This is a genomic window from Streptomyces luteireticuli, from assembly GCF_041519305.1.
GTDB classification, from domain to species: Bacteria; Actinomycetota; Actinomycetes; order Streptomycetales; family Streptomycetaceae; genus Streptomyces; species Streptomyces luteireticuli.
This window is the reverse complement of record NZ_CP167927.1, coordinates 463,328-476,057: the sequence shown is the minus strand read 5'-3', so window position 1 is coordinate 476,057 and position 12,730 is coordinate 463,328. Positions and strand designations below refer to the sequence as shown.

General features: G+C 71.0%; 15 protein-coding genes. 5 read left to right on the top strand and 10 right to left on the bottom strand.

The window, feature by feature from the left end:
* Positions 1–51: 51 nt before the first annotated feature.
* Both AB8735_RS02170 and AB8735_RS02165 read left to right on the top strand, forming a co-directional pair.
* A complete protein-coding gene (locus AB8735_RS02170; RefSeq protein WP_372404790.1) occupies positions 52–1,638 on the top strand; it encodes a VOC family protein in 1,587 nt (528 codons plus the stop codon).
* 80 nt (positions 1,639–1,718) lie between these two features.
* The gene (locus tag AB8735_RS02165) at positions 1,719–2,576 is read left to right on the top strand and encodes a GNAT family N-acetyltransferase (protein ID WP_372404788.1); all 858 of its coding nucleotides are present in this window, start codon (positions 1,719–1,721) and stop codon (positions 2,574–2,576) included.
* 56 nt (positions 2,577–2,632) lie between these two features.
* Here AB8735_RS02165 and rfbB read toward each other — a convergent pair whose 3' ends face one another.
* Both rfbB and AB8735_RS02155 read right to left on the bottom strand, forming a co-directional pair.
* Entirely contained in the window at positions 2,633–3,616 is a 984-nt protein-coding gene (gene rfbB, locus AB8735_RS02160; RefSeq protein ID WP_372404786.1) for a dTDP-glucose 4,6-dehydratase, read from the bottom strand.
* Positions 3,616–4,521, bottom strand: coding sequence for a sugar nucleotidyltransferase (locus tag AB8735_RS02155; RefSeq protein ID WP_372404783.1), 906 nt, complete (start codon positions 4,519–4,521; stop codon positions 3,616–3,618). The genes rfbB and AB8735_RS02155 overlap by 1 nt, the downstream gene beginning before the upstream one ends.
* Before the next feature lie 377 nt (positions 4,522–4,898).
* On the opposite strand from AB8735_RS02155, the gene AB8735_RS02150 reads away from it, so the two are divergent.
* On the top strand, positions 4,899–5,501 hold the full coding sequence (locus AB8735_RS02150; RefSeq protein WP_372404782.1) for a dTDP-4-dehydrorhamnose 3,5-epimerase family protein: 603 nt from the start codon (positions 4,899–4,901) through the stop codon (positions 5,499–5,501).
* A gap of 204 nt (positions 5,502–5,705) precedes the next feature.
* On the opposite strand, the gene AB8735_RS02145 is transcribed toward AB8735_RS02150, so the two are convergent.
* From AB8735_RS02145 to AB8735_RS02120, 6 genes are all read right to left on the bottom strand, one after another.
* On the bottom strand, positions 5,706–6,425 hold the full coding sequence (locus AB8735_RS02145; RefSeq protein ID WP_372404781.1) for a B3/4 domain-containing protein: 720 nt from the start codon (positions 6,423–6,425) through the stop codon (positions 5,706–5,708).
* Between the two features lie 99 nt (positions 6,426–6,524).
* Positions 6,525–6,932, bottom strand: a complete 408-nt coding sequence (locus tag AB8735_RS02140; RefSeq protein ID WP_372404779.1) for a nuclear transport factor 2 family protein — start codon at positions 6,930–6,932, stop codon at positions 6,525–6,527.
* 79 nt (positions 6,933–7,011) lie between these two features.
* On the bottom strand, positions 7,012–7,476 hold the full coding sequence (locus AB8735_RS02135) for a transglycosylase SLT domain-containing protein (RefSeq protein WP_372404778.1): 465 nt from the start codon (positions 7,474–7,476) through the stop codon (positions 7,012–7,014).
* A gap of 361 nt (positions 7,477–7,837) precedes the next feature.
* On the bottom strand, positions 7,838–8,434 hold the full coding sequence (locus AB8735_RS02130; protein WP_372404776.1) for a dihydrofolate reductase family protein: 597 nt from the start codon (positions 8,432–8,434) through the stop codon (positions 7,838–7,840).
* A 107-nt stretch (positions 8,435–8,541) separates the two neighbouring features.
* Positions 8,542–8,952 carry a hypothetical protein gene (locus AB8735_RS02125; RefSeq protein ID WP_372404774.1) on the bottom strand — a complete coding sequence of 137 codons (411 nt, stop codon included), beginning with the start codon at positions 8,950–8,952 and terminating at the stop codon, positions 8,542–8,544.
* Positions 8,949–9,260, bottom strand: a complete 312-nt coding sequence (locus AB8735_RS02120; protein ID WP_344026575.1) for a hypothetical protein — start codon at positions 9,258–9,260, stop codon at positions 8,949–8,951. The genes AB8735_RS02125 and AB8735_RS02120 overlap by 4 nt, the downstream gene beginning before the upstream one ends.
* A 153-nt stretch (positions 9,261–9,413) precedes the next feature.
* Here AB8735_RS02120 and AB8735_RS02115 point away from each other — a divergent pair, with 153 nt between their 5' ends.
* Positions 9,414–10,268: an aminoglycoside 6-adenylyltransferase gene (locus tag AB8735_RS02115; protein ID WP_372404771.1), complete on the top strand. Its 855-nt coding sequence runs from the start codon at positions 9,414–9,416 to the stop codon at positions 10,266–10,268.
* An 18-nt stretch (positions 10,269–10,286) separates the two neighbouring features.
* Here AB8735_RS02115 and AB8735_RS02110 read toward each other — a convergent pair whose 3' ends face one another.
* Positions 10,287–11,198, bottom strand: coding sequence for a LysR family transcriptional regulator (locus AB8735_RS02110; protein ID WP_344026571.1), 912 nt, complete (start codon positions 11,196–11,198; stop codon positions 10,287–10,289).
* A 146-nt stretch (positions 11,199–11,344) separates the two neighbouring features.
* Between AB8735_RS02110 and AB8735_RS02105 the strand changes: the two genes are divergently transcribed.
* Positions 11,345–12,397 (top strand): YncE family protein, encoded by a 1,053-nt coding sequence (locus AB8735_RS02105; protein WP_372404770.1) that lies wholly within the window; start codon positions 11,345–11,347, stop codon positions 12,395–12,397.
* Positions 12,398–12,428: 31 nt separating this feature from the next.
* On the opposite strand, the gene AB8735_RS02100 is transcribed toward AB8735_RS02105, so the two are convergent.
* Positions 12,429–12,716 (bottom strand): hypothetical protein, encoded by a 288-nt coding sequence (locus tag AB8735_RS02100; RefSeq protein WP_372404768.1) that lies wholly within the window; start codon positions 12,714–12,716, stop codon positions 12,429–12,431.
* Positions 12,717–12,730 lie beyond the last annotated feature (14 nt).

Genomic DNA, 12,730 nt, shown 5'->3' with positions numbered 1-12,730 from the left:
GACAACGCCGTAAGACGAGCCGTAAGACCCGGACGACAAGGAGACGCCGCGGTGGGCGCGACACGGAAACTCGCGAGTCTGGTACTCGGAAGCGGCCAGGGGGTGCCCTGCCTGCGGGTGGACGACCTGGACCGGGCAGTGCGCTTCTACCGCGACCGGTTGGGGTTCGCACAGGTCGGTCTGCTCGGCGGCGACCAGCCGCATGCCGCCCTGTGCACCGACGAACGCCGGGGCGGCACCGTGCTGTTGGCACGGAGTGAGGGCACGGCGGAAGGCGAAGGGACCGGCGCACCGCCCCGCCGCCGGTCGGACCAGGCGTACTGGGACGCCGTCTTCTTCGTCGACGACATCGATCGTGTCGCCGGCGAACTGCGGGCGCGCGGCGTCCGGATCGACGTGGGCATCGGCGTCTCCGCGCTCTCCGGCCGGATGCTGGAGATCTGTGACGACTGGGGCAACCGGGTGGCCTTCGCCGAGGCCGCCGGCGCATGGCGTCCGGCGCTGCGGCAGTTCACGGAACGAGTGGTACCCCCACGGGTGCGCACCGCCGCACGCGACCACCGGTTCGCCCGGGAGGAACGTGCGGAGTACGCCAGGTTCGAGCGGTTCTACGCGAGCCTGCCGAGCCATCGCGACCCGGTGTACATGTTCTTCACCAGCGGCCTGCTGCACTGGGTGATCGCTGCGGAAAGGCACATCCCGGCGGCGGTGAACCTGGTGCTGTTCGGCTCGGGGCTGACCGGCGAGGAGCAGCGGTGGCTGTGCGAGAATCTCGACCGCCCGGTGTACAACTCCCTGCTGGAAATCGATGACAACACGGCGTGGGAGTTCCTGTTCGACGCCAACAGGACGAACTTCGGATACGTCGACATCGACTGTTTCGTGCTGGAGCCGGAGGTCTTCTCCGATCTCGCCTCGTTCGACGAGGGGGTGGCGGTCAACGCGATCTGGACCTACCAGGCGGCCCCCGGCGTGCCGATCGGCTGCACCCATCTGGTGTTCCTCAACGCCGCGGTCATCGCGGAACTACGGGCCAGGAAACGGTATCTCTCCCCGGCGAACCACGACTGGCACGGCAGCAGGGTGTCCCTGCTGCACCACCGGACCTACTGCCGGATTCCCACCGCCGCCCAGCGCCGGCTGCTGCTGGAAGTGCTGCCCGCCGACGAGCGCGGACGCCCGCGGGCCCCGGCCGAGGCGCCGTTCTTCGACACGCTGGTCGGATATCAGATCGCCGCCGCGGCGACGGGGTACCGCACCCACGCGGTGCGGCCGCTGGCGCACCGGACGCAGAACATGTTCACCGAGGCCGGCGAGGCGGGCAAACCGGTGTGGCAGCAGGACCTGTCCGACGAGCTGGTCCATGTCGGCGGCATCAGCTACTACAGCCGGTATTTCCACGCCTCCACACTGCGCAAGCTCTATCTGGCCGCCGAGTACTCTGTGCTGTGCGAATCGGTGGCAAGGCTGCCGGCCGGCTACCGGGAACGGAAGGCGACCATCGAGCGGCAGCAACGGGACATCGGACTGGACCCCGCTGCGGCACGAGAGTTCATCCAACGGCATCTGGTGACCGACCGGGGGCTCGACCCGGGCACCGTCGAACGGATCGTCGGCGCGGTGAAGCGCGCGGTCTGATCCCGGGCCCGAAGAGTTCGACGCACATTCCCGTCAAGAAAGGGCTCAATTCGGTGAAACTGGCTACCTCCCGCCTCAGTTTGGCACCACTGGATCCCGAGGCGGACGCCGAAGCCCTGCACGCGGTGTACGGCGATCCGGAGGTGATGGCCTGGTGGACCCGGCCGGCGACCGCCTCGGTGGCCGAGACCCGACGCCTGCTGGCCGAGGAGAACGAGCGCCGAGGTGCCGCACTGTGGACGGTCCGCGCCGGGAACGGAACCGTCGTGGGAGTGGCCGGTCTGCTGGGTGCGGTGGAGATTCCCGGACTGACCTGGATTCTGGCCAGGCGCGCATGGGGCCGGGGCTTCGCCACCGAAGCCGCGGCGGCGGTCGTCGAGCACGCCTTCGCGCACGACGGTCTCGAGAGGGTGGAGGCATGGGTCGAGGCGGACAACGCGCGGTCGCTCGCCGTGTGCCGGCGGCTGGGCATGGTCCGCCGGGGCATGCTGGCCCAGCACTACGCCCACCGGGAAGGTCCCCACGAGGTGGTGGTGTGGGGCCTGGCGAACCCGCGGAAGGAGCAGAATCCGCCACCCGTGCTGCACGTCGAGCCGATGCTCCCGGTGGCCGACGCAGCGGCCACTCTTGAGGTGCTGCGGTCGGTCCTGTCCGCCAGGGTGGCGTTCTTGGTGGGCGATCCCGTCGAGGTCGCCGGGCTCGTGCTGGGGCCGTGGAGCGTCGGACCCAGCATCCGGATCGTCACCGCACCGCGGTCGCAGAGTGCGCCGGTGACTCTCGCGCTCGATGTCGGCACTGGACTCGACGACCTCTACCGGCGAGCTGCCGACTCGGGAGTCGGCCGGGTCGAGCCCCCTATCGAACAGCCCTGGGGTGTGCGGGAGTTCGTCTTCCAGCTCCCGGAGGGCCACCGGCTCGTCTTCGGCGCGCCGGCGTAGACGCCAGGATCTCGCGGCCGTTCCGACGGAGGGAGACCGGCCCGAAGGCCGCTCGATCACGCCATGGCGCCGTGGCCGAGCGGTCCCCACCAGGACCGGTTGTTCCGGTACCAGGCGACCGTCTCGGCGAGCCCGGCCTCGAAGTCCCGCCGGGGCCGGTAGCCGAGTTGAGTGCGCGCCTTCTCGTCGCTGATCGAGTAGCGGAGGTCGTGGCCCTTGCGGTCCTCCACGTACCGCACCTGGCTCCAACTGCCGCCACAGGCCTTCAGCAGCAGTTCGGTCAGTTCGAGATTGCTCAGCTCGGTGCCGCCGCCGAGGTTGTAGATCTCGCCGGGGCGCCCGGCGGTGCGCACCAGGTCCACGCCGCGGCAGTGGTCCTCGACGTGCAGCCATTCGCGTACGTTCCGGCCGTCGCCGTACAGGGGTACCTCGCCGCCGTCGAGCAGGCGCGAGACGAACAGTGGAACGATCTTCTCGGGGAACTGCCGGGGCCCGTAGTTGTTGCAGCAACGGGTGACCCGGACGTCCAAGCCGTAAGTGCGGTGATAGGAGAGGGCGATGAGATCGGAGGCCGCCTTGGACGCCGCATAGGGCGAAGTGGGGTCGAGAGGGTCCTGCTCGGTGAAGGAGCCGCCGGCGATGGGTCCGTAGACCTCGTCGGTGGACACGTGCACAAAGCGGTCGACGCCATGGCGCAACGCCGCGCCGAGGAGCGTCTGAGTCCCCGTCACATTCGTGCGTACGAAGGCGTCCGCGCCCGCCACGGAGCGGTCGACGTGGGACTCCGCCGCGAAGTGCACCACTTGGTCGGCCCGGGCCATGACCCTGTCGACGAGCCCGGCGTCACAGATGTCGCCCCGGACGAAGGTCAGCCGGGGGTGGGCGAGGTCGAGGTTGCCGAGCCTGCCGGCGTAGGTGAGCTTGTCGAGCACGGTGACATGACGGACCTCGGCCGCCGTTCCGAGGGGGCCGGGCGCGAGCAGCATGCGGACGTACGCGGAACCGATGAAGCCGGCGGCGCCGGTGACCAGGAGACGCATCACTCCTCCAGGAAGGCGGTGGGCGCCGGGTCCCGGTGGTGGGCGCGGGCGCGCTCCATGACGTACTGGCCGTAGGGCGAGTCGCTCATCCCGGCGCCGAGCTCGTAGCAGGCGTCCGCGCCGATGAAACCCATGTCCATCGCGATCTCCTCGATGCAGCCGGGGTTCGTGCCCTGGCGGTGCCGCACGTCCTGGACGAACCGGCCCGCGTCGAGAAGGGAATCGGGGGTACCGGCATCCAGCCAGGTGATGTCCTTGCCGAGCCGCACCAGATCGGCGCGCCCCTCCGCCAGGTACACGCGCAGGACGTCGGTGATCTCCAACTCGCCGCGTGCCGAGGGCCGCAGGTCGCGCGCGATGCCCGTCACGGTGTCGTCGAAGAAGTACAGTCCCGGTATCGCGAGGTCGGAGCGCGGGTGCTCCGGCTTCTCCTCGATGGAGACCAGATTGCCCTTCGCGTCGGTCTCGGCGACGCCGAAGCGCCGGGGTTCGGCGACCCGTTGGCCGAAGAGGACACAACCGCGCAGCTCTCGCGCGGCTCTGCGCAGTATGGAGGGCAGTTCGGCGCCGTGCAAGAGGTTGTCGCCCAGGACCAGGGCGCAGTCCTCGCCCTTGATGTGGTCGGCGCCGACGCGGAAGGCGTCGGCGATGCCCCGTGGCTCCTCCTGGGCGGCGTAGTCGATGAGCATGCCGAGTCCGCTGCCGCTTCCGAACAGTCTGCGGAACAGCTCGATCTCCGCGGGGCGGGTGATGACGAGGACGTCGTCGATGCCCGCGAGCATGAGCACGGACAACGGGTAGTACACCAGGGGCTTGTCGTAGACCGGGGCGAGCTGTTTGGAGCCCACGAGGGTGAGGGGATGCAGCCGTGTCCCGTTTCCGCCCGCCAGGACTATCCCTTTCACCGCACTGTGGTCGTGCGACAGGGGCGTGCGGCCGTTCGGCGCGCCCGGAACATCGGGTGGGTCACATCTCCTCCAGAAGCCCCTCTGTTGGGCCAAGCCGTGGACGAGAGCGGTGTGGACGGCTCCATGCTGTGCGTCGTTGAAGGTAGGGCCTGCGTTCGTACCAGCGTATGCGGGTCGGAACGATGGGGTAGAGGGCGATGTCGGCCTGACGGGCTGCTGCTGGCGTTCGGGCGCCGGCCGGCTCCTGCCGGAGGATGTCTCGGCGGCGGCTGTCCGGGTAATCACCTGTGGTGATGAGGATGAAGGGGGACGCTGCTCTGTCGGGCGGTGACGTCATCCACGCGGTTCCCCGGCCATCGTGAGAGGAAGCGCGGATGCGCCCGCTCAGTGTGCAAGGTGCCTGGCTGTCGGAGCCCCGTGTGTTCGGCGACGACCGGGGCGAGTTCCAGGAGTTGTACAGCGGCCGGTCGCTGTGTCGCGTGCTCGGTTACGAACCGGGGGTCGCCCAGGTCAACCGGTCCGTCTCGCGGCAGGGAGCGCTGCGAGGGGTGCACTTCGCCCAAGTCCCGCCCGGCCAGGCCAAGTACGTCACCTGCCTCGGCGGAGCCGTGCTGGACGTGGTGGTGGACATCCGGACCGGATCGCCCACGTACCGCTCCTGGGAGGCCGTCCTGCTCGACGACCCGCACCGCAGCCTGTACGTCGAAGCGGGGCTCGGTCACTCCTTCATGGCCCTCACCGACGACGCGGTCGTCGTCTATCTCACCTCGCAGGGCTACGCCCCCGGGAGGGAGCACGGGGTGCACCCGCTCGACCCGGACCTCGAAATCGCCTGGCCCGGGCACATCAAGCCGATCCTCTCGGAGAAGGACCAACGGGCCCCGGGGATCGCGGAGATGGAACGGCGCGGCCTGCTGCCGGCCTACGACGACTGCGTCGCCTTCCACCGCTCCTTGCGCGAGGGGAGAACGGTCTGAACGCACCACGGAACGGCTCGCCGTGGAGCACCGGCAGGAGGTCACCGGATCGCCTGGAACAACGAGCAAGCCAGGGGCCGACCTCGTCGACGCCTTGACCACCGCCGCCATGGCCCTCCGGCTCCGCAACCTCGCTGGAGGGTGTCCGAGGGGCCAGTGAGGGTGGGCTGGAACTCCAGCCCACCCGGCGCCCGTTCCGCGTCCCTACGCGGCCAGCAGGCGCGTCGCGACCATCGCCCCCGGGCTGCTCCTGACGAGCGCCTCCACAAGCGCGTCCCCGGCGGCGGCCAACTCCTCGTCCCCCAGCGGGCCGAGGGCGTCCAGGATGAACAGTGCCCGGGTCGTGGAGAGCGTCAGCCGCGTGCGGGTGCACTGCCGCCAGTTCCAGCGCCGGCAGGTGATGCCCGCGTCGTCGCGCCACACCACCTCGCCGGGCGGGCAGTGCTCGACGACCGTTCCCCCGCCCGCCGTCGTCTCGAACGGTTCCTCGCCGGTGGCCCGGACGAGGCGTGCTGCGCCGGCGTAGTGGTCCAGGTCCTCGCCGCCGAGCGGCAGGACGTGGGCCACGGAGACCGCGTTGTAGATGTCGGTGAGCCGGTCCACGCGCGGCAGTCCCGCGTCCACCCGGCGCAGCAGGGCCTCGGCGCTCGGCCGGGTGCGCTGCGGCTTCGCCCCGAAGGAGCGGAACGCCTCGCGCCAGGCGGCCAGGTGCGGGTGCTTCTCCGGCGCCATGCCCGCGAAGCGGCGGCGCGCGTCCTCCTCGGCCGCGGCCAGCAGTTCCTCGCTCGCCCCGTCGCTCGGCCCCGGGCGCAGCCCCTCGGCCGCGACGAGCAGCGCCCGGTAGTCGGGCCGCAGCTCGTGGACGGCGGGGTCGATGACAGCGGCGTCGAGCCGGCTCTTGATGTCGGCGGTGTCGGCGGCCATGGGTCTCCCTTGGATCAGTGTGCTGCACTCCAGGGTGCCACAGAATGTACTGGGAGGGGAATGTCCTTTTCTCCCGGGGGCGGCCAGGGGGCCGGGCCTCTATCCCTCGTAGCAGTCGTAGTTGTGCTGGGTGACGATCCTGCCGTCCCGGAAGGTGAGGAAGACGGCGATGCGGGCGCTCATCCGATGCCCGGCGGGCAGGTCGCCGAGCGGGACGGCCAGAGTGCCCCGCCAGCGGAGCTCGAGGGCTGTGCGGTCGCCCGCCGCGACCGCGTCGAGCACCTCGAAGTCCTGCTCGGCGATCACCTTCCGGCCCCGCTCCGCGGCCGCGAGGACGGCGGACAGGTCGCGGACCGCGCCGTCGGGGACCAGGGCGTTGGGGAACTCCCGCTGCACCGCGTCCGGATGGAAGAACCGGGCGAGCTCGGTTCCCGTGGCTCCGCGGGCGACCGCCCGGTGGTAGGCGATGGCGAGCTCGATGTTCGGGTGGCGCTGAAGACCCGGCATGGCGCCCAGGGTAGCGGCGGACGCCGCGGCCGGGCCCGGGCGATCGTGCCCGGTCCCGGCCGTTCTGCCCGGAGAGCCGTCAGTAGGCGGAATCGACGTTGTCGATGGAGCCGTAGGTCTTGGCCGCGTAGTTGCAGGCGGCCGTGATGTTGGCGACCGGGTCGAAGATGTCCCAGGACGTGCCGTCCACATGGAAGGTCTTGAACGTCGGGTCGATCACCTGGAGAAGGCCCTTGGACGGGGTGCCGGCCTGAGCGTTGGAGTCCCAGGTGTTGACCGCCTTCGGGTTGCCGGAGGACTCCCTCAGGACGTTCCGCTCGATGCCGTCGTGGGAGCCGGGTATCCCCTTGGCCTTCATGACGCCGAGGGCCTGGTCGATCCACCCGGACAGGGTGGTGGCCGACGCCGGGACGGCGGGCTGCTGGGTGGCCGCGGAGGCGCCGGGCGCAAGGGTGAGCGCCAGTGCGGCGGCGGCCGCGGTGATGCCGGCGGCAGCGCAGGCGCGGAATCCGGGGCGGGCCGGTCTGATGCCGGAAGAGCGCATGGGAACGAGACCTTCCTTCGGGGGGATGTGCAGCGGCCTCGCCCAATGGCCTTGCGGGGGAGAGCACTTCGACCTGCGATGCCGTGCGGTGCGGTCATGGTGGACAGCCGCACCGCACGCTGGCAAGGCTGTGACGAACTACCCGGCTTCGTCGTCGCGCGCGGAAGGACGCCGAACGTCCCTCCGCCGCGGCACGCGTGGTCCCCTATGGAGGGCCGTAAGTGATTCACCTCATATGAGCCGCGTCACAGGTTTTCGCGGTGCCGGGCAGGCCAACAGCGCGCGGCCGAGGGCGAGATGGCATCGCATGGGGCGCCCGTCACATCGGCGCTCCCACCGGGCCTGTCGAAGGAATCGATCCTCACTCCTGTCCGGCCGGCCGGTACGTGCACACATGCACACCCGTGCCGCTCGTGACGGTGGAGACCAGTTCCAGCGTCCGCAGCGCGCCGTCCTCGGGGAAGAGCCGCTTTCCCCCACCGAGGAGCACCGGCATGATCATGAGCCGGAGCTCGTCGACGAGGCCCTCGTGGACGAGCGTGCGCACGAGGGTGGGGCTGCCCATGACCAGCAGGTCGCCGCTTCCGGCCGCGCGCAGCTCCCGGACGCGGGCGACTGCGTCGGCGCTGGGGATGCGGGTGGTGTTCTGCCACGTCAGGGCGTCGCTGTCCAGCGTTTGCGTCACCACGTACTTCGGGATCGCGTTCATCCGGTCGGCGAACGGGTCGCCGGCCCGCCCGGGCCAGGCCGCGGCCATCGTCTGCCACGTCCGGCGGCCGAACAGCAGCGCTTCCGCCGTCGACATCGACTCGCCGACGAACCCGCCCATCACCTCGGGGTCGAAGAACGGATGCGACCAGCCGCCGTGGGCGAAGCCCCCGTCCACGTCCTCCTGCGGACCGCCGGGTGCCTGCACGACGCCGTCCAGGCTCATGAACTCACTGACCACGATGCGCATGGGACGTGCTCCCTCTTTCCGAATCCGGACGACGCAGCACACTGCACGCGCCGCATGGCGGGAGCATCGCACCCACCACTGACAACGGCCGTGAACGCCGGCCGGGATCAGTCGAGCCCGAAGACGTCGACGGCCTCCCCGAGCGGCCGGTAGCGCTCCGGGTCGGTGGTGAACACCGTCCACCCGGACGGCACCGCGACGGCGGCCGTATGGGCGAGGGCGATGTCGTCGAGCCCGAAGCGGCGCATCATCGCCCCGGCCGCCTCGACGGCCGGCAGGTCCAGCGGACGGATGAGGACCGACGGCCCGCAGCGGGCCAGGAGGAGCTCCAGCGCCGTCCGCGCCAGGCCCGGCTTCTCGCGCTCGGCGAGGACGAGTTCGGTCTGCGGCACATTGACCGAGACGGCGTGCCAGCTCCACCGGTCGGTGAGCACCTCGTGCTCGATCCGGTACCCGGTGCCCAGGTCCACGAGGAAACCGGCGTCCAGGACGACGCCGGTCACCGTGTCGACGCTCACGCGGCGCTGCTCCGGCGGGTCGCGATGTACTGGTCGAGGGGGAGCCGGGTGCGCCGGCCGGTGGTGTCGTCCGCCCACTGCCTGGCCAGGGCGATGTCCTCGTCGCCCAGGCCGAAGTCCCGCCGCAGGCGCTCGTCGCTCTCGCGGTGCCGGCGATCGCGGTCGATCTGGCCGGCGAGCGTCCGGGCCACGAAGGCCGACACGGACTCGATGACGTTCGCGTCCTTCATCCCGCGCAGCTGCTCGGCGAGCTCGCGGGGAACGGTGATGCTGATCCGCTCGTAGTCGGGGGTCTTCTCGTCGGCCATGGTCGGATATTACGGGAGGGGCGTCTGGTAATACCGGGTCCTGCCGTTATTGCTCCGGGATTGAACGGTGGAGCGGCGGGTTGTGGTGGAGGAACGACCGGTACGGAACGTTCACCGGGAGGACTGTCCGAGGGGTCACGTAGGGTCGTCGGCATGCCTTCCACGGAGACAGAGAAGACCGAGGAGTTCGTCGTCCGGGTGCTCGGCTGGGCGCGCTCCCGGCCCGACATCCGGGCCGTGCTGCGCACGGGCTCGCGGGCCCGGCGCGACGGCACGGCGGACGCCTTCTCCGACCACGACATCGAGCTGTACACGACCGACCCGGACCGGTACGCGCAGTCCGGCGAATGGGTCGCCGCCCTGGGCCCGGTGCTCGTCTCCGTCGGCCTGGAAGGCCCGTGGGACAACCCGGCGCGGCTGGTGTTCTTCGAGGACGGGGTCAAGGCCGACTTCCAAGTGGTCCCGGTGGCCCGGCTGCTGGAGATGACCGCCGACGGCCTGGACGACCTCCACGAGCGCGGCTACGAGGTGCTCCTCGACCACGACGGGACCGCCGCCCGGCTCCCCGCCGCCACCGGCACGCCTCCCGCCGCCCTGCCCGACGCCGGTGAATTCCACGACCTCTGCGCGGAGTTCTGGTTCGAGGCCGCCCACCTGCCGCGCTGTCTCGCCCGCGGCGAGCTCTGGGTCGCCAAGTCCCGCGACTGGACGACGAAGGAACTGCTGCAGTCCATGGTCGAGTGGCACGCCCTGACGTATCACGGCGCGGGCCACGACGTCTGGTACGGCGGTACGCGCATGCGCGAGTGGGCGGCGCCCGGGGTGTGGGAGCGCCTGCCGGCGACGTTCGGCGGGTTCACCGCGGAGGACATCCTCCGCGGGGCGCGCGCCACCGCGGACCTCTTCGCCGAACTGGCCGGGGAGGTGGCCGCCGCCCACGGCTTCCCGTACCCGGACCGGGCCGAACGGGCCGTCCGTCCGATGCTGGACGGGATCCCTCGGTTGTAGCCCCTCAGCCGAAGTCCCTCAGTTGTGGCCGTCCTCCGTCCCCGCCAGGTCCAGGACCGCGGCCGCCAGATGGTCACGGAACCAACGGTGCCCCGGATCGGCCGCGTTGCGGGGGTGCCAGGCCATGCCGAGGTCGATGGACGGCAGGTCGAGAGGGATGGGGAAGGCGCGCAGCCCCAGTGCGGAGACGGTGCCGGGGAGCCAGCCCGCCAGGCTGAGCGCGACGAGGTCGGTGTCCCGGGCGAGCACCATCGCGGCCGTATGGCTGGGGACGACGACGGCGATCCGGCGCCTCAGCCCGCGCTCCGCGAGCGCGCTGTCGATGGGCCCGAGGCGTTTGCCGAGCCGGGAGACGCCGATGTGGCCGGCCGCGGCGAAACGGCGGGCGTCGATCCGTCCGCCGAAGAGGGCGTGACCGCTGCGGGCGATGCCGACCGGTGTCGTCCGGGCGAGGTGGCGCGACCGGATCTCCGGGTCCAGGTGGCCCAGGACGCCCAGTTCGACGTCCACCCGGCCCTCCCGCAGCGCGGGGCCGCCCTCCATCGACTCCGGCAGGAAGACGACGTCCACGTGCGGGGCCTCCGCGTGGACCCGGTCGGTCAGGGGCCCGGCCAGTCCCGCCAGGAGCAGGTCGGCGGTCTGCACGGTGAAGGTGCGCCGGAGCTGCGCGGCATCGAAACCGGCCCCGGGGCGCAGGACGTTGTCGCAGCCGCGCAGCAACGCCCCCACCTCCTCGCGGAGTTCCAGGGCCCGCGGGGTCGGGACCATCCCCTGGCCCGCGCGGACCAGCAGGGGATCGCCGACGGCACGGCGGAGCCGGGCCAGGGTGCGGCTGGCCGCCGCGGGTGAGGTGCCGAGTCGCTCCGCGGCGCGGGTCACGCTGTTCTCCTGGAGCAGGGCGTCCAGGGCGCGCAACAGGTTGAGGTCCATCGATGACGCTCCTGAGCTGCATTTTTGCGTTGGGGTCAATGATTAGGTGCCAATTTTTGCATTGCTGCGCAACCGTCCCGTGCGGAGAGTAAGGGGTGTCCGCGGATCACGTGTGACACCCCGTTCGTTCTGTTGAAGGAGTCCTTGTGCAGCAGTCCCCCCGCGCCGGCCGAGAAGGCGATGTCCTGGCCGTGGTCAGCCAGAGCGGGCCGACGGTCTCGTTCTTCGACGCCGCGTCGGACCGGCACCTCGGCGCGGTCCAGGTCCCCGCCGAACCCCACGAGTTGTGCTTCGACCCGACACAGCGACTGCTGTGGTGCACAACGGCCTATCACTCGGGCTACTACCACGCGAACAGTGGCCGACGCACCGAGCTGACCGCCATCGACCCCGACACCCGCCGTGTCGTCGAGATCATCGACCTCGCCCCGGAACACGGGCCGCACGGGCTGGCGCTGGACACGGCGCGGCGTCGCCTCTACGTCAGCGTGGAGGGCTCGGCGGACCGGCCCGGCGGCGTCGTGGTGATCGACACGGAGACCCGCCGGGCCCTCGGCAGGATCGACCTGGGCGCCCCCGGCCCGCACTGGTTCGCCATCGACCCGGAGGGGAGGGCCGGTTACGCGACCAACAAGGAAGCGCCGTTCGTGTCGGCCGTCGACCTCGAACAGGGAACCCTCACGAAGATCGAGGTGCCGGGCAGCGAGGGACTCGCCGTCTCGGCCGACGGCACGCACGTCTTCGTCGCCTCGCCCTACGCCGGTTTCTCCGCCGGTGCCGCCGAGAAGCGGCCGGCCACGGGAATCCGGGTGATCGACGCCAGGACGGCGTCGGTCGTCGACACCCTGGCCACGGAGAACATCGTCATGCCGGTGCATCTGACGTCGACGGGAAAGCTGCTCGTGGGCGAAGTGTGCATGGAGCCCGACCCGGCCTCCGAGCTCGGGCGCCACACGCCGGGGCGCCTCGGGGTGTACTCCGCCGGCACCCGTGAGCGACTGGGCGAACTCGAGGTGGGGCACTTCCCGTTGACCATCACGTCGTCGCCCGACGGCCGGCTCGCCTATGTGTCCTGCGTCGTCTCGTCCACCGTCGACATCGTCGACCTGGAGACCCTGCGGAGCCTGGCCCGGCTGGACATCGCCAAGGTCGGCGAGGCCGGTGCCCATGGCCTGGCCTACATCCCCCGTCCGGTCTGACCTCCGTGACCGCAGCCGCCGCCGGCGGGAGCTAGATGCGGACGCTGTGCCCCGAGCTGGTGGCGTACGTCCCGTTGGGAGGAACCGGCTGGGCCGGGCCGGTGCAGTCCGGGGTGGAGTGGATGTACGCGACGGTGTGGGTGCGGTTCTGGACCGACAGGGGCGCGTTCAGATTCCGGTAGCAGCCGGACGGATCGGTGAAGGTGCGTCCGTTGAGGACGAGTTGGCCGGACGCGGCGGACGCGGATCCGGGTACGGCGAGGGAGAGCAGGGCCGCGGCGGCGAGAGCACCGAGGGCTTGGGGGGCGAGACGTCGCACGGGCGTCCTTCCGT